At 62.1% G+C, this 20,899-nt stretch carries 32 protein-coding genes and 2 pseudogenes; 32 read left to right on the top strand and 2 right to left on the bottom strand.

All coding sequences use genetic code 11. The features are described 5' to 3' along the window. Positions 1-25 precede the first annotated feature (25 nt). The 32 genes and pseudogenes from rpsL to rplQ all read left to right on the top strand — a co-directional run. Entirely contained in the window at positions 26-400 is a 375-nt protein-coding gene (gene rpsL, locus D0550_RS09550; RefSeq protein ID WP_116808905.1) for a 30S ribosomal protein S12, read from the top strand. 65 nt (positions 401-465) lie between these two features. Continuing rightward, positions 466-945: a 30S ribosomal protein S7 gene (gene rpsG, locus D0550_RS09545; RefSeq protein ID WP_116808904.1), complete on the top strand. Its 480-nt coding sequence runs from the start codon at positions 466-468 to the stop codon at positions 943-945. Positions 946-1,008: 63 nt separating this feature from the next. Further along, complete coding sequence (gene fusA, locus D0550_RS09540; RefSeq protein WP_116808903.1) at positions 1,009-3,099, top strand: elongation factor G; 2,091 nt, start codon at positions 1,009-1,011, stop codon at positions 3,097-3,099. Positions 3,100-3,170: 71 nt separating this feature from the next. Further along, positions 3,171-4,361, top strand: coding sequence for an elongation factor Tu (tuf, locus tag D0550_RS09535; protein ID WP_116808901.1), 1,191 nt, complete (start codon positions 3,171-3,173; stop codon positions 4,359-4,361). 56 nt (positions 4,362-4,417) lie between these two features. After that, on the top strand, positions 4,418-4,732 hold the full coding sequence (gene rpsJ, locus D0550_RS09530; protein ID WP_066919304.1) for a 30S ribosomal protein S10: 315 nt from the start codon (positions 4,418-4,420) through the stop codon (positions 4,730-4,732). A 401-nt stretch (positions 4,733-5,133) separates the two neighbouring features. After that, entirely contained in the window at positions 5,134-5,826 is a 693-nt protein-coding gene (rplC, locus tag D0550_RS09525; protein WP_116808900.1) for a 50S ribosomal protein L3, read from the top strand. A 12-nt stretch (positions 5,827-5,838) separates the two neighbouring features. Continuing rightward, positions 5,839-6,456, top strand: coding sequence for a 50S ribosomal protein L4 (gene rplD / locus D0550_RS09520; protein ID WP_116808898.1), 618 nt, complete (start codon positions 5,839-5,841; stop codon positions 6,454-6,456). Next, entirely contained in the window at positions 6,453-6,752 is a 300-nt protein-coding gene (gene rplW, locus D0550_RS09515; protein WP_116808896.1) for a 50S ribosomal protein L23, read from the top strand. The genes rplD and rplW overlap by 4 nt, the downstream gene beginning before the upstream one ends. A 31-nt stretch (positions 6,753-6,783) precedes the next feature. Then, positions 6,784-7,608, top strand: coding sequence for a 50S ribosomal protein L2 (gene rplB / locus D0550_RS09510; protein WP_116808895.1), 825 nt, complete (start codon positions 6,784-6,786; stop codon positions 7,606-7,608). 18 nt (positions 7,609-7,626) lie between these two features. Next, positions 7,627-7,902: a 30S ribosomal protein S19 gene (rpsS, locus tag D0550_RS09505; protein ID WP_116808894.1), complete on the top strand. Its 276-nt coding sequence runs from the start codon at positions 7,627-7,629 to the stop codon at positions 7,900-7,902. A gap of 2 nt (positions 7,903-7,904) precedes the next feature. Then, the gene (rplV, locus tag D0550_RS09500) at positions 7,905-8,246 is read left to right on the top strand and encodes a 50S ribosomal protein L22 (RefSeq protein ID WP_116808892.1); all 342 of its coding nucleotides are present in this window, start codon (positions 7,905-7,907) and stop codon (positions 8,244-8,246) included. A gap of 5 nt (positions 8,247-8,251) precedes the next feature. Then, positions 8,252-8,950, top strand: coding sequence for a 30S ribosomal protein S3 (gene rpsC / locus D0550_RS09495; protein ID WP_116808891.1), 699 nt, complete (start codon positions 8,252-8,254; stop codon positions 8,948-8,950). Between the two features lie 11 nt (positions 8,951-8,961). Next, positions 8,962-9,381: a 50S ribosomal protein L16 gene (gene rplP, locus D0550_RS09490; protein ID WP_116808889.1), complete on the top strand. Its 420-nt coding sequence runs from the start codon at positions 8,962-8,964 to the stop codon at positions 9,379-9,381. Positions 9,382-9,391: 10 nt separating this feature from the next. Continuing rightward, a complete protein-coding gene (rpmC, locus tag D0550_RS09485) occupies positions 9,392-9,607 on the top strand; it encodes a 50S ribosomal protein L29 (RefSeq protein ID WP_116808887.1) in 216 nt (71 codons plus the stop codon). 2 nt (positions 9,608-9,609) lie between these two features. After that, entirely contained in the window at positions 9,610-9,900 is a 291-nt protein-coding gene (rpsQ, locus tag D0550_RS09480; protein WP_116808885.1) for a 30S ribosomal protein S17, read from the top strand. Continuing rightward, entirely contained in the window at positions 9,897-10,265 is a 369-nt protein-coding gene (rplN, locus tag D0550_RS09475; protein ID WP_116808884.1) for a 50S ribosomal protein L14, read from the top strand. Before rpsQ ends, rplN begins: the two co-directional genes overlap by 4 nt. A gap of 10 nt (positions 10,266-10,275) precedes the next feature. Continuing rightward, the gene (gene rplX / locus D0550_RS09470; protein WP_116808883.1) at positions 10,276-10,590 is read left to right on the top strand and encodes a 50S ribosomal protein L24; all 315 of its coding nucleotides are present in this window, start codon (positions 10,276-10,278) and stop codon (positions 10,588-10,590) included. A gap of 30 nt (positions 10,591-10,620) precedes the next feature. Further along, on the top strand, positions 10,621-11,166 hold the full coding sequence (gene rplE / locus D0550_RS09465) for a 50S ribosomal protein L5 (RefSeq protein ID WP_116808882.1): 546 nt from the start codon (positions 10,621-10,623) through the stop codon (positions 11,164-11,166). Positions 11,167-11,183: 17 nt separating this feature from the next. Beyond that, positions 11,184-11,489, top strand: coding sequence for a 30S ribosomal protein S14 (rpsN, locus tag D0550_RS09460; RefSeq protein WP_116808881.1), 306 nt, complete (start codon positions 11,184-11,186; stop codon positions 11,487-11,489). A 27-nt stretch (positions 11,490-11,516) separates the two neighbouring features. Beyond that, positions 11,517-11,916, top strand: a pseudogene (rpsH, locus tag D0550_RS09455) (30S ribosomal protein S8). 15 nt (positions 11,917-11,931) lie between these two features. Further along, complete coding sequence (gene rplF, locus D0550_RS09450) at positions 11,932-12,468, top strand: 50S ribosomal protein L6 (RefSeq protein WP_116808880.1); 537 nt, start codon at positions 11,932-11,934, stop codon at positions 12,466-12,468. Between the two features lie 52 nt (positions 12,469-12,520). After that, the gene (gene rplR / locus D0550_RS09445) at positions 12,521-12,871 is read left to right on the top strand and encodes a 50S ribosomal protein L18 (RefSeq protein ID WP_116808879.1); all 351 of its coding nucleotides are present in this window, start codon (positions 12,521-12,523) and stop codon (positions 12,869-12,871) included. 12 nt (positions 12,872-12,883) lie between these two features. Next, positions 12,884-13,393: a 30S ribosomal protein S5 gene (gene rpsE / locus D0550_RS09440; protein ID WP_116808878.1), complete on the top strand. Its 510-nt coding sequence runs from the start codon at positions 12,884-12,886 to the stop codon at positions 13,391-13,393. A gap of 40 nt (positions 13,394-13,433) precedes the next feature. Continuing rightward, positions 13,434-13,628 carry a 50S ribosomal protein L30 gene (gene rpmD, locus D0550_RS09435; RefSeq protein WP_116808877.1) on the top strand — a complete coding sequence of 65 codons (195 nt, stop codon included), beginning with the start codon at positions 13,434-13,436 and terminating at the stop codon, positions 13,626-13,628. Between the two features lie 3 nt (positions 13,629-13,631). Continuing rightward, positions 13,632-14,081, top strand: a complete 450-nt coding sequence (gene rplO / locus D0550_RS09430; RefSeq protein WP_116808876.1) for a 50S ribosomal protein L15 — start codon at positions 13,632-13,634, stop codon at positions 14,079-14,081. Between the two features lie 93 nt (positions 14,082-14,174). Further along, the gene (secY, locus tag D0550_RS09425; protein ID WP_116808933.1) at positions 14,175-15,473 is read left to right on the top strand and encodes a preprotein translocase subunit SecY; all 1,299 of its coding nucleotides are present in this window, start codon (positions 14,175-14,177) and stop codon (positions 15,471-15,473) included. Positions 15,474-15,529: 56 nt separating this feature from the next. Then, on the top strand, positions 15,530-15,643 hold the full coding sequence (rpmJ, locus tag D0550_RS09420) for a 50S ribosomal protein L36 (protein WP_116808875.1): 114 nt from the start codon (positions 15,530-15,532) through the stop codon (positions 15,641-15,643). A 90-nt stretch (positions 15,644-15,733) separates the two neighbouring features. Then, positions 15,734-16,111, top strand: a complete 378-nt coding sequence (gene rpsM, locus D0550_RS09415) for a 30S ribosomal protein S13 (protein ID WP_116808874.1) — start codon at positions 15,734-15,736, stop codon at positions 16,109-16,111. Between the two features lie 19 nt (positions 16,112-16,130). After that, positions 16,131-16,535 carry a 30S ribosomal protein S11 gene (gene rpsK / locus D0550_RS09410; protein ID WP_116808873.1) on the top strand — a complete coding sequence of 135 codons (405 nt, stop codon included), beginning with the start codon at positions 16,131-16,133 and terminating at the stop codon, positions 16,533-16,535. A gap of 20 nt (positions 16,536-16,555) precedes the next feature. Then, positions 16,556-17,179: a 30S ribosomal protein S4 gene (gene rpsD / locus D0550_RS09405; RefSeq protein WP_116808872.1), complete on the top strand. Its 624-nt coding sequence runs from the start codon at positions 16,556-16,558 to the stop codon at positions 17,177-17,179. Between the two features lie 99 nt (positions 17,180-17,278). After that, a complete protein-coding gene (locus D0550_RS09400) occupies positions 17,279-18,283 on the top strand; it encodes a DNA-directed RNA polymerase subunit alpha (RefSeq protein ID WP_116808871.1) in 1,005 nt (334 codons plus the stop codon). A gap of 56 nt (positions 18,284-18,339) precedes the next feature. Further along, positions 18,340-18,741 (top strand): annotated as a pseudogene (gene rplQ, locus D0550_RS35890) (50S ribosomal protein L17); the annotation flags it as partial. Between the two features lie 300 nt (positions 18,742-19,041). Here rplQ and D0550_RS09390 read toward each other — a convergent pair. Together D0550_RS09390 and D0550_RS09385 are read right to left on the bottom strand one after the other, a co-directional pair. Further along, positions 19,042-20,028, bottom strand: a complete 987-nt coding sequence (locus D0550_RS09390; protein WP_116808931.1) for an FAD:protein FMN transferase — start codon at positions 20,026-20,028, stop codon at positions 19,042-19,044. Positions 20,029-20,106: 78 nt separating this feature from the next. Beyond that, on the bottom strand, positions 20,107-20,899 hold a 793-nt coding region (locus tag D0550_RS09385), incomplete at its 5' end, for a TonB-dependent receptor domain-containing protein (protein WP_116808869.1).

The following is a 20,899-nucleotide window of genomic DNA, read 5'->3' as shown; positions in this document are numbered from 1 at the left end:
TGTTCTCTCTAGGAATCATTAGGTTATGGCCAGTATCAGTCAGCTCGTCCGTAAGCCGCGCTCATCGCCGAATTACAAGACGAAGGTGCCCGCGCTCGCTGCCTGCCCGCAGAAGCGTGGCGTTTGCACGCGCGTGTACACCACGACGCCGAAAAAGCCGAACTCCGCCCTGCGTAAGGTCGCCAAGGTGCGCCTGACCAACGGCTTCGAGGTCATCAGCTACATCGGCGGCGAAGGCCACAACCTGCAGGAACACTCGGTGGTGCTGATCCGCGGCGGTCGTGTGAAAGACCTCCCGGGCGTGCGCTACCACACGGTGCGCGGCACCCTGGACTGCGCGGGCGTCAATGACCGCCGTCAGGGCCGTTCCAAGTACGGCGCAAAGCGCCCGAAGAAATAACCGGCGCACTTATCCATGCACGCGCTAAACGCGTGCAAAACGAAATTTTGTGAAGGTAGCACCTCATGTCTCGTAGAGCCTCGGCCCCGACCCGCACGATTCTCCCCGACCCGCGGTTCAACAGCCTGCTGCTGGCCAAGTTCGTCAACATGGTCATGGAGCGCGGCAAGAAGTCGGTCGCGGAAAAGATCGTGTATGGAGCGGTCGATCGCATCACCGAGAAGACTGGCAAGCCCAACGAGCAGTCGATCGAACTGCTGACGCAGGCGCTGGACAACGTGAAGCCCACGGTCGAGGTGAAGAGCCGCCGCGTCGGTGGCGCCACCTACCAGGTGCCCGTTGAAGTTCGCTCGGCCCGCCGCCAGACATTGGCCATGCGCTGGTTGATCGAGGCCGCCTCGGCGCGCAGCGAGAAGTCGATGGCGCAACGCCTCGCGGCCGAGCTGCTGGATGCTTCTGAGAACCGCGGTTCAGCCGTGCGCAAGCGTGAAGACACGCACCGTATGGCAGAAGCGAACAAGGCGTTCGCTCACTACCGCTGGTAAACGGAGTGCGAACGATGAAAGTCGCACTCGCGACCCATCTTTCGCAAACCTCAAGAGACCACTGTGGCACGTACTACGCCCATCGAACGCTATCGGAACATCGGCATCTCTGCCCACATTGACGCGGGCAAGACGACGACGACCGAGCGCATTCTTTTTTACACGGGCGTATCGCACAAAATCGGTGAAGTGCATGACGGCGCAGCTGTCATGGACTACATGGAACAGGAGCAGGAGCGCGGCATCACCATTACCGCCGCGGCAACGACCTGTTTTTGGAAGGGGATGGAAAGCAACTTCCCCGAACATCGCATCAACATCATCGACACCCCGGGCCACGTCGACTTCACCATCGAAGTCGAGCGCAGCCTGCGCGTGCTCGATAGCGCCGTCGCCGTGTTCTGTGCGGTGGCCGGCGTGCAGCCGCAGTCCGAAACGGTCTGGCGGCAGATGAACAAGTACGAAGTGCCGCGCATCGCGTTCGTCAACAAGATGGACCGCGCCGGCGCCAACTTCCTGCGTTGTGTCGAGCAGATCCAGCAGCGCCTGCGCGGCAATGCCGTGCCGATTCAGCTGCCGATCGGCGCCGAAGACAAATTCGTCGGCGTGGTCGATCTGATCCGCATGAAGGAAATCTGGTGGGACGATTCCACCCAGGGCACGCGCTTCGAGTACCGCGAGATTCCCGCGGACCTGCAGGAACAGTGCGAAGAGTGGCGCGCCAAGATGATCGAGGCGGCCGCCGAAGCCAACGAGACGCTACTCAACAAGTACCTCGAAGAGGGCACGCTCAGCGAAGACGAGATCAAGCTGGGCCTGCGTGAGCGCTCGATTCGCAACGAGATCGTGGTTTGCATGTGCGGCTCGGCGTTCAAGAACAAAGGCGTGCAGGCGATGCTCGATGCCATCATCGAGTACATGCCCTCGCCGGTGGAGATGCCGCCGGTGACAGGCCTGTTGGCCGATGGCAAGGAAGGCACGCGCAAGGCCAGCGACGCGGAGAAGTTCTCGGCGCTCGCGTTCAAGATCCTCAACGATCCGTTCGTCGGCAATCTCACGTTCTTCCGTGTGTACTCCGGTGTGCTCAACTCCGGCGACACCGTGAGCAACCCGGGCAAGGGCAAGAAGGAGCGCATCGGCCGCTTGCTGCAGATGCATGCCAACGATCGCAACGAGATCAAAGAAGTCCGCGCCGGCGATATCGCCGCGGCCGTGGGCCTGAAGGATGTGATTACGGGCGATACGCTGTGCGACCCCGAGCATCCCATCCAGCTGGAGAAGATGGATTTCCCCGAGCCGGTGATTTCCGTCGCGGTCGAGCCCAAGACGCTGGTCGACCAGGAAAAGATGGGCCTCGCCCTGCAGCGCCTGGCGAAGGAAGATCCGTCGTTCCGCTTGTCGAGCGACCCGGAGTCTGGTCAGACCATCATCGCCGGCATGGGCGAGTTGCACCTGGAAATCATCGTCGATCGGATGAAGCGCGAGTTCAAGGTGGAAGCGAACGTCGGCAAGCCGATGGTCGCGTACCGCGAGACCATCCGCGCCAAGGTCGATCAGGAAGGCAAGTTCGTGCGTCAGTCCGGCGGTCGCGGCCAGTACGGCCACGTCTGGATCACGCTGGAACCGAATGAAGCCGGCAAGGGCTTCGAATTCGTCAATGCCATCGTCGGCGGCAGCGTGCCGAAGGAATACATTCCCGCGGTCGAGAAGGGCATCAGGGAAGCCACCACCTACGGTGTGCTGGCCGGATACCCGGTCGTGGACGTGAAGGCGACCTTGTTCGACGGCTCGTATCACGACGTCGACTCGAACGAAATGGCGTTCAAGATCGCCGGCTCCATGGCCTTCAAGGACGCCATGGCGAATGCCAAGCCGGTGATTCTCGAGCCCATCATGAAAGTGGAAGTGGTGACGCCGGAAGATTATTACGGCGACATCGTGGGCGACCTGAACCGCCGTCGCGGCCAGATCGTCGGCATGGAAGATTCCATCTCCGGCAAGGTGGTCACCGCCGAGGTGCCGCTGGCCGAGATGTTCCAGTACTCCACGTCCATGCGCTCGATGAGCCAGGGTCGTGCCACGTACACGATGGAATTTGCCAAGTACATGGAAGTGCCATCGAACGTCGCCAACGTGATTACCAAGAAGGGCTGACGGCGAAAGGGTTCGCCAGCAGCCAGACAAACTTGAGCTATTTTTTGAAAGTTATATAGAGGAACGCCGCCGTGGCCAAAGAGAAATTTGAACGCACCAAACCGCACGTAAACGTAGGCACCATTGGTCACGTCGACCATGGCAAGACCACGTTGACGGCCGCTTTGACGAAGGTGATGGCGGAGAAGCACGGCGGCGAGTTCAAGGCGTACGACCAGATCGACAAGGCGCCGGAAGAGAAGGCGCGCGGCATCACGATCGCGACCTCGCACGTGGAGTACAGCTCGGACAATCGCCACTATGCGCACGTGGACTGCCCGGGCCACGCCGACTACGTGAAGAACATGATCACCGGCGCCGCCCAGATGGACGGTGCGATTCTGGTGTGCTCGGCCGCTGACGGCCCGATGCCGCAGACGCGCGAGCACATCCTGCTGGCCCGTCAGGTCGGCGTGCCGTACATCGTGGTGTTCCTGAACAAGGCGGACATGGTGGATGACGCCGAGCTGCTGGAACTGGTCGAGATGGAAGTGCGCGAGCTGCTGTCGAAGTACGACTTCCCTGGCGATGACACGCCGATCGTGAAGGGCTCGGCGCTGAAGGCGCTGGAAGGCGATCAGAGCGAGATCGGTGTGCCGGCGGTGCTGAAGCTGGTCGAAGAGATGGACAAGTACATCCCGGTGCCGGAGCGTGCGGTCGACGGCGCGTTCCTGATGCCGGTGGAAGACGTGTTCTCGATCTCCGGCCGCGGCACGGTGGTGACGGGTCGTATCGAGCGCGGCATCGTGAAGGTGAACGACGAAGTTGAGATCGTCGGCATCAAGGCGACGCAGAAGACGACGTGCACGGGCGTTGAGATGTTCCGCAAGCTGCTGGATCAGGGCCAGGCGGGCGACAACGTGGGCGTGCTGCTGCGTGGCACGAAGCGTGAGGAAGTGGAGCGCGGCCAGGTGCTGTGCAAGCCCGGTTCGATCAAGCCGCACACGCAGTTCGAAGCTGAGGTGTACGTGCTGACGAAGGAAGAGGGCGGCCGTCACACGCCGTTCTTCAAGGGCTATCGTCCGCAGTTCTACTTCCGTACCACGGACGTGACCGGCGCGTGCGAGCTGCCGGAAGGCGTCGAGATGGTCATGCCGGGCGACAACATCAAGATGGTGGTCGAGCTGATCGCGCCGATCGCGATGGAAGAGGGCCTGCGCTTCGCCATCCGTGAAGGTGGCAGAACGGTCGGCGCCGGCGTCGTCGCCAAGATCATCAAGTAACTCGATTCTTAACGAGCGCCGGCGGACCAACCCGCCGGCGTTTCAAGAGACAAATCATGGCAACGAACCAAAACATCCGCATCCGCCTGAAAGCGTTCGATCACCGTCTGATCGACAACTCGGCGCGTGAAATCGTCGAGACCGCCAAGCGCACGGGCGCCACGGTGCGTGGCCCGGTGCCGCTGCCGACCAAGATGGAGCGCTTCACCCTGCTGGTCTCCCCGCACGGCGACAAGGACGCGCGCGATCAGTACGAGATCCGCACCCACAAGCGCCTGATGGACATCCTGAACCCGACGGACAAGACCGTCGACGCGCTGATGAAGCTGGAATTGCCGGCCGGCGTGGACGTCCAGATCAAGTTGAACTAAGACGCTCGGGTCGCCGGCTGCGCCGGTGACCCGCGCGACAAGGTCCTTTTCGTTGATTTGCCGGCTTCGCCGGCAAATCGGACCAGGGAAACGCCGGAATTGCCGGCCGCAGGGATGGAAATCTGACGTAAGTCAGCGAGGCGCTTGCAAAGTCGGTTTAGCTGACTATAATTCGCGCCTCTTTTGCGCCGAGGTCTGGCCCTGACGGGGTACCGCTCGAGCGGCATGACTAGGGAATCCCTGGTCGTTCCTCTCGAATTCCCGTCGCCGATTTCACTGCAGAGAACCTGTTTTACCGCTTGCGGCCAATCGTAGTCGCAGGCGCTGGATCAGCGCGGTGTCGCACCGTACCGGTCATGAGCCGGGGCGGGCGGTATCGCCGTAATTAACGAGGAATCACGATGAGCGCTGCCAAGACCCCAGGTCTGGTCGGTCGAAAGGCGGGTATGACGCGCGTCTTCACTGAAGCGGGTGAGACCGTGCCGGTGACCGTCATCGAAGCCGTGCCGAACCGCGTCACGCAGGTGCGTACGCTCGAGGCCGATGGCTATCGCGCTGTGCAGGTCGCCGTTGGCGATCGCAAGGCGTCGCATACCAACAAGTCCCTGACGGGCCACTACGCCAAAGTCAAAGTTGCTCCCGGCCAGAACCTGGTCGAGTTTCGCCTCAACGGCGAAGACTTCAAGGATGTCGCTGCGGGCTTCGAGTTCAAGGTCGACCATTTCGAAGTGGGCCAGGTCGTCGACGTGACCGGCACCACCATCGGTAAGGGTTACGCGGGCACCATGAAGCGTCACAACTTCGGCGGTCTGCCTGCTACGCACGGTGTTTCCGTGTCGCACCGCTCGCCTGGTTCTATCGGTCAGCGTCAGACCCCGGGTCGCGTGTTCAAGGGCAAGCGCATGTCCGGCCACATGGGCCAGGTCCGTCGCACCATCGAGAATCTCAGCGTCGTGCGCGTCGATGCCGAGCGCAACCTGATCCTGATTCGCGGTGCCGTCCCGGGTGCGCCGGGCAGCCAGGTGATCGTGCGTCCCTCGGTCAAGGCTGCTGCGCAGCTGCGCCGCAAGCGCATTGCCCCGGCGAAGAAGTAAGAGTAGGCGCCCATGAACCTCAAACTCATCAGCAAAGGCGCGCAGGCTCAGGACGTCCAGGTCTCCGACACGACGTTCGCCCGCGAGTACAACGAATCCCTGGTGCACCAGATCATCGTCGCTTACATGGCGGCGGGTCGTGCGGGCACCAAAGCCCAGAAGACCAAGGCCGAAGTGCGCGGCGGCGGCATCAAGCCGTGGCGTCAGAAGGGCACCGGTCAGGCGCGTGCCGGCTCCATCCGTAGCCCGATCTGGGTGGGCGGTGGCCGTGCGTTCGCTGCCAAGCCGCGTGACTTCTCTCAGAAAGTGAACCGCAAGATGTACCGCGCGGCGCTGCAGGCCATGTTGTCGCAGCTGGCCCGCACCGATCGCCTGCAGGTGGTCAACGGTATCGAGCTGGAAGCACCGAAGACCAAGCTGTTGGTGCAGAAGCTCAAGGAACTGAACCAGGGCGACAACGTGTTGGTGCTGGTCGAGGCCTTCGACGAGAAGTTGGAGCTCGCCTCGCGCAACCTGCCGTATGTCGACGTGTTGCCGGTGAGCGCGCTCGATCCGCTGAGCCTCGCTCGTCATGACCAAGTGCTCGCGACGGTCGGTGCCGTTCGCCTGCTCGAAGAGAGGCTCGCATGAGTCAGGAAAAACTGATGAACGTGCTGCTCGGACCGCATGTGTCCGAGAAGAGCGCACGAATCGCCGAGACGGCGAATCAATTCGTGTTCCGTGTCCGTCGCGATGCCACCAGCACCGACATCAAGGCCGCGGTCGAGTTGATGTTCGAAGTCAAAGTGGCGGACGTGAACGTCGTGAACGTCGCCGGCAAGCAGAAGCGCTTCGGCCAGCGGCTCGGTCGCCGGCAGGACTACAAGAAGGCTTATGTGCGTCTGGCTCCGGGTCAGAGCATTGACCTGACCGGTACCGAGGCCTAACGGCCCACCGGCAGCATCAGGAATATCAGTCATGGCATTGATCAAGTCCAAACCGACCTCGCCGGGGCGCCGCTTCCAGGTCAAGATCTCGCGCGATCACCTTCATAAGGGTGGCCCCGAGACCTCGCTGGTCACGCACAAGAACGCTACCGGCGCGCGTAACAACTCCGGCCGTCAGACCGTGCGCCACCAGGGCGGCGGTCACAAGCAGAAGTACCGCGTCATCGACTTCTTGCGCGATAAAGACGGCATCGCCGGTAAAGTTGAGCGCATCGAGTACGATCCGAACCGCACCGCGCACCTTGCGCTCGTGCTGTACAAGGATGGCGAGCGCCGCTACATCATCGCGCCGAAAGACGTGGCCCCGGGCGACGTCGTGCAGTCTGGCGCTGAGTCCCCGATCAAGGCTGGCAACGCGATGCAGCTGCGCCACATTCCGATCGGTACCACGATTCACTGCATCGAGATGAAGCCCGGCAAGGGTGCACAGATCGCTCGCAGCGCCGGCGGCTCCGCCCAGCTGGCCGCTCGCGAAGGCATGTACGCGACCATCCGCCTGCGCTCCAGCGAAATGCGCAAGGTGCACGTCGACTGCCGCGCGACCATCGGTGAAGTTTCTAACGGCGAACACAACCTGCGCAGCTACGGTAAGGCCGGCGCCATCCGTTGGCGCGGCGTCCGCCCGACGGTGCGTGGTGTGGTCATGAACCCGGTCGATCACCCGCACGGTGGTGGTGAAGGTAAGTCCGGCCAGGGTAATCCGCATCCGGTGAGCCCATGGGGTTGGAACACCAAGGGCAAGAAGACGCGTCGTAACAAGCGCACGGCGGGCATGATTATCCGCCGCCGTAACTGAGCTTAAGAGGATTGCAACGTGCCTCGTTCCGTAAAGAAAGGTCCGTTCGTCGACTTGCACCTCGCCAAGAAGGTGCGCGTCGCCGCCGAGAAGAACGATCGTCGTCCGATCAAGACCTGGTCGCGCCGTTCGATGATCCTGCCGGATATGGTGGGACTGACGCTGGCCGTGCATAACGGTCGCCAGCACATCCCCGTGCTCGTGTCCGAGAACATGGTCGGCCACAAGCTCGGCGAGTTCGCCCCGACACGGACCTTCAAGGGTCACTCGGGCGACAAGAAGACGGAGAAGTAAGCATGCAAGTCGCTGCGAAATTAAAGTACGCGCGCATCTCTCCGCAGAAGTGCCGCCTGATCGCGGACATGGTCCGCGGCAAGCCGGTGGGCCTCGCGTTGAACACACTGAAGTTCACGCCGAAGAAGGGCGCGCGTCTGGTCCTCAAGGTGCTGGAGTCCGCCGTTGCGAACGCGGAGAACAACCTGAGCGCGGATGTGGACGAGCTGAAGGTGCAGACCGTCACTGTCGACACCGCCCCCGTGCTGAAGCGTTTCCACGCGCGTGCCAAGGGCCGCGGCAATCGAATCTGGAAGCGCAACAGTCACATCATCGTGACGGTCGGCGACGGTAAGAGCGAGTAAGAGCCATGGGTCAAAAAGTCAATCCGGTCGGCATCCGCCTCGGTATCACCCGTGAGTGGACCTCGAAGTGGTATGCCTCGAGCAAGAACTTCCCGGCGCACGTGTACACCGACTTCCAGGTGCGCGAGCTGCTGAAGAAGAAGCTGTCTGAAGCTTCGGTGAGCCGCATCCAGATCGAGCGTGCCGCCCGCAAAGTGAATATCACCATTCACACTGCGCGTCCCGGCATCGTGATTGGTAAGAAGGGTGAGGACATCGAGAAGCTGCGTGGCCAGGTCTCGAAGATGATGAAGATGCCGACGGCCGACGTGCGCATCAACATCGCCGAGATCCGTAAGCCCGAGCTCGACGCGATGCTGGTTGCCGAAGGCATTGCGCAGCAGCTCGAGCGTCGCGTGATGTTCCGTCGCGCCATGAAGCGCGCCGTGACCAACACCATGCGCATTGGCGCTCTGGGAATCAAGGTGCGTGTCGCCGGTCGCTTGAACGGCGCAGAAATCGCTCGCACCGAGCAGTACCGGGAAGGCCGCATTCCGCTGCACACGCTGCGCGCGGACATCGATTACGGCCTGGCTGAAGCCCGCACCAACTACGGCGTCATCGGCGTCAAGGTGTGGATCTTCAAGGGCGAAGTGTTCAACACGCAGGAACAGCCGGCAGAGACGGCTGACGGTCAGGCTGCTGGCGCGGAAGCGACGGCCTGAGGTAATCCAACATGATGCAACCCAAACGCACCAAGTACCGCAAGGCGTTCAAGGGCCGTAACGCCGGCCTTGCGCAGAGCGGTAACTACGTCGCCTTCGGCGAATACGGCCTGAAGGCCACCAGCCGTGCGCGCATGACCGCGCGTGAGCTGGAAGCTGCGCGTCGTGCCATGACCCGTTACGTGAAGCGTGGCGGTCAGGTGTGGATTCGCGTGTTCCCGGACCTGCCGATCTCCAAGAAGCCGCTGGAAGTCCGAATGGGCTCCGGCAAGGGCAACGTCGAGTACTACGTCGCCAAGATCAAGCCCGGCAAGGTGTTGTTCGAGATGGAAGGCGTGAGCGAAGCAATCGCCCGCGAGGCGTTCCGCCTGGCGGCGTCGAAGCTGTCGGTGGACACGCAGTTCGTGACGCGCCACGTGTCAGCAGGTTGAGAGTCAGGACATGAGCACCGCTAAAGAATTGCGCGCCAAGTCGCCCGCTGATCTGCAGAAAGAGCTGCTGGAGCTGCGTCGCGAACAGTTCAATCTCCGCATGGCCCGCGCCACCGGCCAGGCCGCGAAGCCGGACCAGTTCAGCAAGGTCCGTCGCAACATCGCGCGCTTGAAGACCGTGGCTGCCGAACAGCGCCGTGCGGCCGCCGCGAAAGGTAGTAAGTAACCATGAGCACCGAGAAGACCAAGGCTGCGCGTCAGCTGACGGGTAAGGTCGTCAGCAACAAAATGCAGAAGACCATCACGGTCGCTGTCGAGCGCTACGTGCCGCACCCTGTGTACGGCAAGTATCAGCGCCGCTCGACCCAGTATCTCGCTCATGACGAGAACAACGAATGCCGTGAAGGCGACACCGTGGCCATCGAAGAGTGCCGCCCGCTGTCGCGTCACAAGTCCTGGCGTCTGGTGAAGATCGTCCAGCGCGCCGTGCAGGTTGAAGCCGTGGAGGCCGCGCCATGATCCAGATGCAAACGTTGTTGAATGCCGCTGACAACAGCGGCGCCCGCAGCCTGATGTGCATCAAGGTGCTCGGCGGCTCGAAGCGTCGCTACGCGACGGTCGGCGATGTCATCAAGGTCAGCATCCGTGATGCCATTCCGCGCGGCAAAGTGAAGAAGGGCGAGGTCTATGATGCCGTGGTGGTGCGCACCAAGTTCGGTGTGCGTCGTGCCGACGGCTCGCTGATCCGCTTCGATGGCAACGCTGCGGTGTTGCTGACCAACAAGCTGGAGCCGGTGGGCACCCGTATCTTCGGACCCGTGACTCGCGAGCTGCGTACTGCGCAGTTCATGAAGATCATTTCGCTGGCTCCCGAAGTTCTTTGAGAGTTGGGTCATGAACAAGATTCGTAAGGGTGACGAAGTCGTCGTGACCACCGGCCGTGATAAAGGCCGCCGTGGCACGGTGACCAAAGTTCTCGAAGGCCGTGTGGTCGTCGAGGGCATCAACATGGTCAAGCGGCACACCAAGCCGAACCCGCAGCGCAACGTGCAGGGTGGCATCGTCGAGAAAGAAACCTCGATCGATCTGTCCAACATCGCGTTGTGGAATCCCGTGACGAAGAAGGCCGATCGCGTGGGCATCCGTACGCTCGCCGATGGCAAGAAAGTGCGCTTCTTCAAGTCCAACAAGGAAACCGTCGACGCGTAAGCGTCGGAGCGGGTCCACAGGTAAACGAAGATGGCTAAGGCAAGACTCGAACAGTATTACCGCGACACGATCGTCGCGCAGCTCAAGGAAACCTTGCAGCTCGCGAACGTCATGGAAGTGCCGAAGATCACCAAGATCACGGTCAACATGGGCGTCGGCGAAGCGGTCGCGGACAAGAAGATCATGGACAACGCGGTCGGCGATCTCACCAAGATCACCGGTCAGAAGCCGCTGGTCACGCGCGCGCGCAAGTCGGTTGCGACCTTCAAGGTCCGCGACGGTCTGGCGATCGGCGCCAAGGTGACGCTGCGTGGCGCGCGTATGTATGAGTTCCTGGATCGTCTGGTGAGCATCGCGATGCCTCGTATCCGCGACTTCCGCGGTGTGAGCGCGCGCTCCTTCGACGGCCAGGGCAACTACAACTTCGGCGTCAAAGAACAGATCATCTTCCCGGAAATCGCATACGACCAGATCGATGCGCTCCGCGGCATGGACATCACGATCACCACGACCGCCAAGGACGACAAGTCCGGCCGCGCGTTGTTGGAAGCGTTCAATTTTCCGTTCCGCAAGTAACGGCGGGAGCTAGGTTTATGGCCAAGACATCGATGGTCAATCGCGAAGACAAGCGTGCGAAGCTGGTAAAGCGCTACGCCGCCAAGCGCGCGAAGCTGAAAGAGATCATTCGCAAGCCGACTTCCACGCCGGCGGAACGCGAAGCTGCTGTGGCTCAGTTGCAGGCTCTGCCGCGCGACTCGAGCAAGAGCCGCCTGCGTAATCGCTGCGCAATCACCGGCCGTCCGCGCGGTTTCTACCGCAAGTTCGGATTGGGCCGCACCAAGCTGCGCGAAGCGACCATGCGCGGCGAAATTCCGGGCCTCGGCAAGGCCAGCTGGTAACGGCTGGTACCTCTGGAGCACGCATAAATGAGCATGACGGATCCGATCGCCGACTTCCTGACCCGTATTCGTAACGGGCAGTCTTCTGGCAAAACCGAAATCAACGCCCCCACCTCCAAGGTGAAGGTGGCGATTGCCAAGGTGCTGAAGGACGAAGGCTATATCGAAAAAAACCTTTTCCGCGTCTGACGTGGAAGGCAAGCCAACCCTGGCGGTGCAGTTGAAGTATTACCAGGGCCGCCCGGTCATCGACCGCCTCGAGCGCGTCAGCCGTCCCGGCCTGCGCGTCTACAAGGGCAAGGACGAGCTGCCGTCGATTCTCGGCGGCCTGGGCGTCGCCATCGTTTCCACGTCCAAGGGCGTGATGACGGATCGCCAGGCGCGTGCCGCTGGGCACGGCGGCGAAGTCATCTGCATCGTTTCCTGATAGGAACGCACAGCAATGTCTCGAGTAGCTAAACAGCCGGTCCCAGTGCCGCAGGGCGTGACCGTCACGATCAGCCCCGACAACATCAGCGTCAAGGGCGCCAAGGGCACGTTGAGCCTGGCGCTCAACAGCAAGCTGGTGAAAGTGGTGCAGGATGCCGCCGAGCTCAAGGTGGAGAAGGCCAACGACGGTCGCGAAGCCGACATGGTCGCCGGTTCCACGCGCGCGCACCTCGCCAACATCGTCGAGGGCGTGAGCAAGGGTTACGAGCGCAAGCTCGAGCTCGTCGGCGTCGGTTACCGCGCCGCTGCCCAGGGCAAGAACCTGAACCTCACGTTGGGTTTCTCGCACCCGGTCGTCTACACGGCGCCCGAGGGCATCACCATCGAAACGCCGAGCCAGACCGAAATTCTGGTCAAGGGTTCGGACGTGCAGAAGCTCGGCCAGGTTTGCGCCGACATCCGCGCGTTCCGTCCGCCGGAGCCTTACAAGGGCAAAGGCGTGCGCTATGCCGGCGAGAAGATCGAACTGAAGGAAGCCAAGAAGAAGTGATATCGGCTCAGGCGTCGTGCCAGAGAGTACCGGTCATTTCGGGAAACTAGTTATGAACAAAAATGCTCAACGACTGCGCCGCGCGATTCGCGCGCGCGCCAAGATCCGCGAACTGAAGGTTCTGCGGCTGTCGGTGCATCGCACGTCACAGCACATCTACGCGCAGATCTTCGACACCGAGTCGAAGGTGCTTGCCGTCGCCTCGACCTTGCAGAAGGACGTGCGCGATGGTTTGAAGGGCACCGGCAATGCGATCGCCGCTGCCGCCGTCGGCAAAGCAATCGCCGAGCGCGCCAAGGCGAAGGGCATCACCAAGGTGGCCTTCGATCGTTCCGGCTTCAAGTTCCACGGTCGTATCAAGGCGCTGGCCGATGCGGCGCGTGAGAACGGTCTGGAATTCTAAGAGAGACACCACATGGCCAGAGTTGAAAAGAACCAGGCGGGCGACGAGTACATTGAGAAGCTCGTTGCGGTGAATCGCGTCGCGAAAGTCGTGAAGGGCGGTCGCCAGTTCGGCTTCACCGCGCTCACGGTGGTCGGCGACGGACGCGGCAAGGTCGGCTTCGGTTACGGCAAGGCGCGTGAAGTGCCGGTCGCGATCCAGAAGGCGATGCAGGCGGCTCGCAAGAACCTGTCGACCGTATCGCTGAAGAACGCGACGCTGCACTTCGCGGTGCACGGCCGTCACGGCGCGACGCGCGTGTTCATGCAGCCGGCCGCCGACGGTACGGGCTTGATCGCGGGTGGCGGTATGCGCGCCGTGTTCGAGTGTGCCGGTGTGCGTAACGTGCTCGCCAAGAGCTACGGCTCGCGTAATCCGATCAACATCGTGCGCGCCACGATGAATGCGTTGAACAGCGCGCAGTCGCCCGATGACATCGCGGCGAAGCGTGGCAAGAGCGTCGAGGAGATCCTCGGCCAGTAAGCCGGGCGATCACCCACGCGCACCAATTTAGGAAGTCGTCATGGCAAGCAACAAGGGCTACAAGGTCACGCTCGTGAAGAGCGTCTTCGGCCAGCTCAAGGCACATCGCGCCACCGTGCGTGGACTGGGCCTGCGCCGTATTCGTGACACCGTGACCGTAGCGGACACGCCGGAAATTCGCGGCATGCTGACCGCCTCGCGTCATCTGCTGAAAGTCGAAGAGTTGAAGGGCTGAATCATGCGCCTCAATGAAATGTCGCCCGCTCCGGGCAGCAAGAAGCCGCGTCTTCGCGTGGGTCGTGGTGCGTCCGCCGGCCAGGGTAAGACCTGCGGCCGTGGCGTGAAGGGTCAGCGCGCTCGTAAGGGCGGCTACCACAAGGTCGGCTTCGAAGGCGGCCAGATGCCCATCCAGCGCCGGCTGCCGAAGTTCGGCTTCCGCTCCAAGATCGCGCCGACCGTCGCCGAAGTGCGCCTGTCGGAGCTTGCAAAGGTCAAAGCCGACGTCATTGATCTGGATGCGCTGAAGGCGGCGAACGTCGTCCCAGCCACGGCCGAGCGCGCACGCATCGTGTCTTCGGGCGGCATCAGCCGCGCCGTGACCATCAAGGGCGTGCATCTGACCAAGGGTGCCAAGGCGGCGGTGGAAGCTGCCGGCGGCAAGATCGAAGTGGTCGAGGCTGCTAAGTAAGCAGCCTCCGACGGTTGTAACGAAGCACTGAACGACAAGGACTCCGTGGCCACCAAACCCGCCACCGCTGCGTCTCTGTCCGCCTTCGGCGAGATGACCCGCTTCGCAGAGCTGCGACAGCGGTTGTTCTTCTTGCTGGGTGCGTTGATCGTGTATCGCATCGGCACGTTCATTCCCGCTCCGGGCATCGACCCGGTGGCGCTCGCGCGCTTCTTCCAGGAGCAGCAGGGCACCATCCTGGACATCTTCAACATGTTCTCGGGCGGCGCACTGCAGCGACTGTCGATCTTCGCGCTCGGCGTCATGCCTTACATCTCCGCGTCCATCATCATTCAGATGATGGCGGTGGTCGTGCCGTCGCTGGCGGCGATCAAGAAGGAAGGCGAGTCGGGTCGGCGCAAGCTGACGCAGTACACCCGCTACGGCACGGTGATTCTGGCGGCAGTGCAGGGCGCTTCGGCGGCCATTGCGTTCCAGAATCAGGGCGTAGTGGTGAATCCGGGCCCGCAGTTCGTGTTCGTGGCTACGGTCACGCTGGTCGCTGGCACCATGTTCCTGATGTGGCTGGGCGAGCAGATCACCGAGCGCGGTCTGGGCAACGGCATTTCGATGATCATTCTGGCCGGCATCGTCGCGGGCTTGCCTGCGGCCATCGGCGGCACGCTGGAACTGGTGCGCACCGGTGAAGTGAATCCGGCGCTGGCACTGGTGCTGTTCATCATGGTGATCGGCGTGACGGCGTTCGTGGTGTTCGTGGAGCGCGGTCAGCGTCGCATCACGGTGGAATACGCGAAGCGCCAGCAGGGCCGTCGCATGTACGCCGGTCAGCGCACGCACCTGCCGTTCAAGTTGAACATGTCGGGCGTGATCCCGCCGATCTTTGCCTCGAGCTTGTTGCTGTTCCCGGCGACGATCGCGAGCTGGGGCGGCACCTCGGGTAGCTTCAGCTGGCTGCAGAACGTGTCGGTGGCGCTGACCCCGGGTCAGCCGGCGCACATGATCCTGTACGGCGGTCTGATCATTTTCTTCTGTTTCTTCTATACCGCGCTGGTGTTCAACTCGCGCGAGACGGCAGACAACCTGAAGAAGTCGGGCGCTTTCATTCCGGGCATCCGCCCGGGTCAGCAGACCGGCGAATACATCGACAAGGTGCTGACGCGGCTGACGGTGTGGGGCGCGCTGTACGTGACCATCGTCTGCTTGCTGCCGGAGTTCTTGATCTCGCGCTTCAGCGTGCCGTTCTACTTCGGTGGTACCTCGCTGCTGATCATGGTGGTGGTGATCATGGACTTCCAGGCGCAGGTCGCGGCACACCTCATGTCGCACCAGTACGAAGGCCTGATGAAGAAGGCCAACCTGCGCGGTTACAACCGCCCAGGATCCACGAGTTAAGTCTGTGGCGGGGACAGATCTGAAATCTGTTCCCATCCAAGAGTTGGAGTGAAGTCATGAAGGTCCGTGCATCAGTCAAGAAGATCTGCAAGAACTGCAAGGTCGTGCGCCGCCGCCGCGTGGTGTACGTAATCTGCTCCGACGCGCGCCATAAGCAGCGCCAGGGCTGATCCCTCGCGGGTGCCAGTCTTTAAAGCATTGAGTAACTAGGTTTTTTAGTTTACAGTTCCGCGCTTTTCGTCGCGGGGAGTAGTCCGCAGATGGCTCGTATTGCCGGCGTCAACATTCCGATGAACAAGCATGTGTGGGTTGGCCTCACACATATCTACGGCATCGGCCGCACCCAGGCTCAGAAGGCCTGCGACACCGCGGGTGTCAAGCAGAACACGCTGGTGAAGAACCTCACCGACGCAGAGGTTGCTGCGCTGCGCTCGGCGATCGGCAAGCTCACCGTCGAAGGCGACCTGCGCCGTGAAGTATCGATGAATATCAAGCGCTTGATGGACCTCGGTTGCTACCGCGGCATCCGTCATCGTCGCGGTCTGCCGATGCGCGGTCAGCGCACGCGCACCAACGCCCGCACCCGTAAGGGTCCGCGTAAGGCGGCGGTGAAGATGAACGTCGCGGCCGGCAAGTAACAGCTGAACCAGAGGATTTATGGCTGAGCAGAAACAGGGCGGCGCAAAAGGCGGCGCGCGCAAGAAGGTCAAAAAGCATGTGACCGATGCGATTGCCCACGTGCACGCGTCGTTCAACAACACCATCGTCACGATCACCGATCGTCAGGGCAACGCCCTGTCGTGGGCGACGAGCGGTGGTTGCGGTTTCCGCGGCTCTCGTAAGAGCACGCCGTTTGCCGCGCAGGTCGCCGCCGAGAAGGCTGGCACCGCCGCGCAGGAGCACGGCGTGAAGATGGTGGAAGTGCGCGTCAAGGGCCCCGGCCCGGGCCGCGAGTCCGCTGTCCGTGCGCTCAATGCCTGCGGCCTGAAGATCACCAACATTTCTGACGTCACGCCGATCCCGCACAACGGCTGCCGTCCGCCCAAAAAGCGTCGCGTCTAACGCCTCGCTAAGGAAGTCGCATGGCTCGTTATCTTGGTCCGAAGTGCAAGCTGTCCCGCCGCGAAGGCACCGACTTGTTCTTGAAGAGCGGCGTCAAGTCGCTGGAATCGAAGTGCAAGCTGGAAGTGCCGCCGGGTGGCATCAAGGGTGAGCGTCGTGGTCGTTTGTCCGACTACGGCCTGCAGCTGCGCGAGAAGCAGAAGCTGCGCCGCATGTACGGCGTCCTTGAAAAGCAGTTCCGTAATTACTACGTCAAGGCGACCGGCAAGTCCGGCTCGACGGGTTCGATCCTGTTGCAGCTGCTCGAAGGCCGGCTCGACAACGTGGTCTACCGCATGGGATTCGCTGCCACCCGCAACGAAGCCCGCCAGCTGGTCAGCCACAAGTCGATCTCGGTGAATGGCGAAGTGGTGAACATCCCTTCGTACCAGGTCAGCGCCGGCGATGTGATCGCAGTCCGCGACAAGGCGCAGAAGCAGTTGCGCATCCAGACGGCGTTGCAGATCAAGTCCCAGGTCGGTTTCCCGGCGTGGGTTGAGGTCGACGAGAAGAAATTTACCGGCACGTTCAAGCAGCTGCCCGACCGCGAAGAGATTCTGCCCGAGATCAACGAGAACCTCGTGGTCGAGTTGTATTCGAAATAAGTTTGCGTTGGGGGCGGATTTCAAATCCGCCCCCAGCCCATATCTCTGGGGGCAGATATCTAATCTGTTTCCAACACTTACCTGATAGGTGAATGGTCCATGCAGGCATCCGTTGGCGAATTCCTGAAGCCTCGTGTCGTCAAGGTGACTCCCACGACCGCCAAGCAGGCGAAGGTCGTGATCGAGCCGTTTGAGCGCGGCTTCGGTCACACGCTGGGTAACGCCCTGCGCCGCGTCCTGTTGTCCTCCATGCCTGGCTGCGCGATCACCGAAGCGGAGATCGACGGTGTGCTGCATGAGTACACCAGCATCGAAGGCGTCCAGGAAGACGTAGTCGACATTTTGTTGAATCTGAAGCAGGTCGCAATCCGCCTCAATGCGCGTGAAGAGACCGAGCTGCGCCTCCACAAGAAGGGCCCGGGCCCCGTGACCGCGGGCGACATCCAGCTCGACCACGACGTGGAAGTGCTGAACACCGACCTCGTGATCGCGAATCTGACGAAGGCCGGTGAACTGAATATGACGCTCAAGGTGGAGCGCGGCCGCGGCTACCGTCCGGCAATCCAGCGCGCCACGTTCGAAGAGTCCAGCGGCCCCATCGGCCGTCTGCAGCTCGATGCGTCGTTCAGCCCGATCCGCCGCGTGACCTACACGGTCGAGAGCGCGCGTGTCGAGCAGCGTACGAACCTGGACAAGCTGATCCTGGACATCGAGACCAACGGCACGATCGACGCTGAAGAGGCGATCCGCCGCGCCGGCTCGATCCTGAAGGACCAGTTGTCGGTGTTCGTGGATCTGCAGGGTCAGGACGAGGGCGCCTCCAAGGCCGCCGAGCAGCAGTTCGATCCGATCCTGTTGCGTCCGGTGGACGAGCTCGAGCTCACGGTTCGCAGCGCGAACTGCTTGAAGGCCGAGAACATCCATTACATCGGCGACCTGGTGCAGCGTACCGAAGTGGAGCTGCTGCGCACTCCGAACCTCGGCAAGAAGTCGCTCACCGAGATCAAGGAAGTCCTGGAGAGCCACGGCCTGTCGCTCGGCATGCGCCTGGACAACTGGCCGCCGGTCAGCCTGAAACGCGACGACGATCGCGACGTCATCTGAGATTAAGCCCGGGGCTCACATCGTGAGCCCCGGTTCTGTGTAAGGACTGAAGAACAATGCGTCACCAACTTTCTGGCCGTCAGCTCAGCCGCAATGCTCCGCATCGCCAGGCGATGCTGCGTAACATGGCAGCTTCCCTGCTGCGTCACGAGACCATCCGCACCACGGTGCCGAAGGCGAAAGAGTTGCGTCGTGTGGTCGAGCCGTTGATCACGCTCGGCAAGGCCGACAGCGATGCCAACCGCCGCCGTGCGTTCTCCCTGCTGCGCGACGCCGAAGTGGTCGTGAAGCTGTTCGAGACTCTCGGCCCCCGTTTCCAGACGCGTCCGGGCGGCTACACCCGCATCCTGCGCATGGACCCGCGTCCGGGCGACGCGGCGCCGATGGCGCTGATGCAGTTGCTGGATCAGCCGGAAGCTGTCGCTGAAGAAGCCGCGTCCACCGAAGGTGACGAGGCCGCGCCGAAGAAGAAGGCTGCAGCGAAGAAGAAAGCCGCTTCCAAGCGTGTCAGCAAGAAGACCGTGAAGACCGACGCCGAGAAGGCCGAGAAGAAGGCCAAGGCCGAGAACAAGGCCGCTGCCAAGGCGAAGAAGGTCGAGGCTGCTGCTGCCAAGAAGAGCGCCAAGAAAACTGCCGCGCCGAAGAAGAAGGCCGGCGGCGCGAAGAAGAAGGCCGCGGCCAAGAAGTGATTCAATCGCGCTCCAGCGTCGGAGCGCGTGATTCATAGCAAAAGGCCCTCTCCATCGAGAGGGCCTTTTTTATTTGCCCGCCGGCTCCGGCGGCATCAGTCCCTTGGTGTAGAGGACTTTGCCTTGCGGCGTTACCAGCACGGCATCGATATCATCGAGCCGGTTGTATATTTCGATCGCTTTCTCTGGGCCCAGCACGAACGCTGTTTTGGACAGTCCATCGGTGCGCGTGGCCGTCGGGCCGATGATCGTCGCGCTTCTCACCTTGCTCGCCGAGCGGCCCGTCTTCGGGTCGAGGATGTGGTGGTAACGCACGCCGTTCTCGTCGAAATAACGCTCGTAATCGCCCGACGTTGACAGCGCGGCATCTTCCAGTGGAATCCGCGCAATCACTTGATCCTTGCGATCTGGATGACGAATGCCGACCACCCACGGGTTGCCAAAGCGATCGCCGATGATTCGACTGTCGCCACCGGCTGTCACCAGCGCGTGGTCGATGCCGCGTGCTTGCAGAATGGCAATGCCGCGATCGACGGCGTGACCTTTGCCGATGCCGCCTAAATCGATACGCACCCCGGGCCGGGCGAAATGCACGGTGCTGTTTTTCTTGTCCAGCTCGACGTGGCGGTAGTTGATGCCCGGCAAAGCGGCGGCGATTTGTTTCTCATCCGGCCGCACGTGCTTCCGAAAATCGTACAGGTAGCCGACGCTGGCATAAGTGATATCGAATGCGCCGTCGGTGATGCGTGAATACTCGAGCGCGGTGGTGAGCAGATCGAACAGTTCGCCGGAGATCTTGATCGGCTCCTGCGCGGCGCGGGCATTGACGATGGACAGCTCGCTGGTCGGCTTGTAGGTGCTCATCGCCTCATCGACCCGCCGCATCTCGGCGAGTACCGCTTCGACGGCAGCGTTGCCTTGCGCCCGGTCGGTCGCCCACAGCTCCACGGCGATGCGCGTCCCCATGATTCCGTCCTCGACCCGCTCTATCCACTCGGCGCGGGCCGGCTGAACGAGGACGAGCAGCGCCAGAGCTATCGATAGCAGCGGTTTCATGCCGCGCATGGTAGCGCAAAGAAAAGGGCGGCTTGATTACACAAGCCGCCCTTGCTCCTGCGAGAGCTTAGCGTCCGATCAGAACTTGAATCGAGCCGTCAGACCGTACGTCCGGGGCGCGCCCAGGAAGCCGTTGAGCGTGCTCTCGGATCGATTGGCGGCAGTCGACGAGCCCTGCAGCGTGGCGTCGAACAGCACTTGGTAGTACTCCTCATCCGTCACGTTCAGCGCCCACAGCTCGACCATCCACTTCTCATCCGCCGCGCCGAAGCCCAGGCGCGCATTCACGAGCGTCATCGCCTCCTGGATCTTGCGAGGATCCAGATTGGAGCCCGTGTTGAACTCCGACGTGTAGCGAACACCGATGTTGCCGCGTAGCTGCAGGCTGTTGCCGATCGGCTGCTGGTAAGTCGTCGACAAGCTCGCCGACCATTCCGGCGCGAACGACAGCGTGTCGTTCTTGCGCTCGGGCCGGAAGAACGCCAGGTTGGCCGGACCGCCGAAGTCCTCGATGGTCGTGTCGGCATAGGTCACGCCACCCTGGAAGCTCAGCTGCTGGAGCGGCGTGTACCACACGAAGTCCACGTCCACGCCCTGCGACACCACTTGCGGCATCGAAGTCACGATGAACTGCAGGCCGGTGAAGGTGTTGAGCTGGAAGTTGGTGTAGTCCTGGTAGAACACGGCGCCGTTCACCAGCAGGCTGTTGCCCGCCCACTGCGTTTTCACGCCCAGCTCATAGGAGTCGACCATCTCCCGCCTGAAGCTGGTGTTGGCATCGACCGAAGGACCGTCCAGGTGCACGTTGTTCGGCAATGTCACCCCGCCAACCGGCAGGAAGAAGATGCCGTTGCGACACATCTGACGCTGC

Source organism: Steroidobacter cummioxidans (genome assembly GCF_003104955.1).
The sequence above is the reverse complement of the archived record's forward strand: the minus strand, read 5'-3'. Positions and strand labels throughout refer to the sequence as shown.

What these genes read in the sequence shown, in the direction of transcription:
- rplE (WP_116808882.1), top strand. Translation starts at nt 10,621, where the DNA reads ATGGCTAAGGCAAGACTCGAACAGTATTACCGCGACACGATCGTCGCG.
- rplF (WP_116808880.1), top strand. Translation starts at nt 11,932, where the DNA reads ATGTCTCGAGTAGCTAAACAGCCGGTCCCAGTGCCGCAGGGCGTGACC.
- rplC (WP_116808900.1), top strand. Translation starts at nt 5,134, where the DNA reads ATGAGCGCTGCCAAGACCCCAGGTCTGGTCGGTCGAAAGGCGGGTATG.
- rpsJ (WP_066919304.1), top strand. Translation starts at nt 4,418, where the DNA reads ATGGCAACGAACCAAAACATCCGCATCCGCCTGAAAGCGTTCGATCAC.
- rpsN (WP_116808881.1), top strand. Translation starts at nt 11,184, where the DNA reads ATGGCCAAGACATCGATGGTCAATCGCGAAGACAAGCGTGCGAAGCTG.
- rplD (WP_116808898.1), top strand. Translation starts at nt 5,839, where the DNA reads ATGAACCTCAAACTCATCAGCAAAGGCGCGCAGGCTCAGGACGTCCAG.
- rpsK (WP_116808873.1), top strand. Translation starts at nt 16,131, where the DNA reads ATGGCTGAGCAGAAACAGGGCGGCGCAAAAGGCGGCGCGCGCAAGAAG.
- D0550_RS09400 (WP_116808871.1), top strand. Translation starts at nt 17,279, where the DNA reads ATGCAGGCATCCGTTGGCGAATTCCTGAAGCCTCGTGTCGTCAAGGTG.
- rpsE (WP_116808878.1), top strand. Translation starts at nt 12,884, where the DNA reads ATGGCCAGAGTTGAAAAGAACCAGGCGGGCGACGAGTACATTGAGAAG.
- rpmC (WP_116808887.1), top strand. Translation starts at nt 9,392, where the DNA reads ATGAGCACCGCTAAAGAATTGCGCGCCAAGTCGCCCGCTGATCTGCAG.
- rpsQ (WP_116808885.1), top strand. Translation starts at nt 9,610, where the DNA reads ATGAGCACCGAGAAGACCAAGGCTGCGCGTCAGCTGACGGGTAAGGTC.
- rpmJ (WP_116808875.1), top strand. Translation starts at nt 15,530, where the DNA reads ATGAAGGTCCGTGCATCAGTCAAGAAGATCTGCAAGAACTGCAAGGTC.
- rpsC (WP_116808891.1), top strand. Translation starts at nt 8,252, where the DNA reads ATGGGTCAAAAAGTCAATCCGGTCGGCATCCGCCTCGGTATCACCCGT.
- rplN (WP_116808884.1), top strand. Translation starts at nt 9,897, where the DNA reads ATGATCCAGATGCAAACGTTGTTGAATGCCGCTGACAACAGCGGCGCC.
- rpsM (WP_116808874.1), top strand. Translation starts at nt 15,734, where the DNA reads ATGGCTCGTATTGCCGGCGTCAACATTCCGATGAACAAGCATGTGTGG.
- rplR (WP_116808879.1), top strand. Translation starts at nt 12,521, where the DNA reads ATGAACAAAAATGCTCAACGACTGCGCCGCGCGATTCGCGCGCGCGCC.
- rpsL (WP_116808905.1), top strand. Translation starts at nt 26, where the DNA reads ATGGCCAGTATCAGTCAGCTCGTCCGTAAGCCGCGCTCATCGCCGAAT.
- D0550_RS09390 (WP_116808931.1), bottom strand. Translation starts at nt 20,028, where the DNA reads ATGAAACCGCTGCTATCGATAGCTCTGGCGCTGCTCGTCCTCGTTCAG.
- rplV (WP_116808892.1), top strand. Translation starts at nt 7,905, where the DNA reads ATGCAAGTCGCTGCGAAATTAAAGTACGCGCGCATCTCTCCGCAGAAG.
- rplX (WP_116808883.1), top strand. Translation starts at nt 10,276, where the DNA reads ATGAACAAGATTCGTAAGGGTGACGAAGTCGTCGTGACCACCGGCCGT.
- rplW (WP_116808896.1), top strand. Translation starts at nt 6,453, where the DNA reads ATGAGTCAGGAAAAACTGATGAACGTGCTGCTCGGACCGCATGTGTCC.
- rpsD (WP_116808872.1), top strand. Translation starts at nt 16,556, where the DNA reads ATGGCTCGTTATCTTGGTCCGAAGTGCAAGCTGTCCCGCCGCGAAGGC.
- rplO (WP_116808876.1), top strand. Translation starts at nt 13,632, where the DNA reads ATGCGCCTCAATGAAATGTCGCCCGCTCCGGGCAGCAAGAAGCCGCGT.
- rpsG (WP_116808904.1), top strand. Translation starts at nt 466, where the DNA reads ATGTCTCGTAGAGCCTCGGCCCCGACCCGCACGATTCTCCCCGACCCG.
- rplB (WP_116808895.1), top strand. Translation starts at nt 6,784, where the DNA reads ATGGCATTGATCAAGTCCAAACCGACCTCGCCGGGGCGCCGCTTCCAG.
- rpmD (WP_116808877.1), top strand. Translation starts at nt 13,434, where the DNA reads ATGGCAAGCAACAAGGGCTACAAGGTCACGCTCGTGAAGAGCGTCTTC.
- secY (WP_116808933.1), top strand. Translation starts at nt 14,175, where the DNA reads ATGACCCGCTTCGCAGAGCTGCGACAGCGGTTGTTCTTCTTGCTGGGT.
- rplP (WP_116808889.1), top strand. Translation starts at nt 8,962, where the DNA reads ATGATGCAACCCAAACGCACCAAGTACCGCAAGGCGTTCAAGGGCCGT.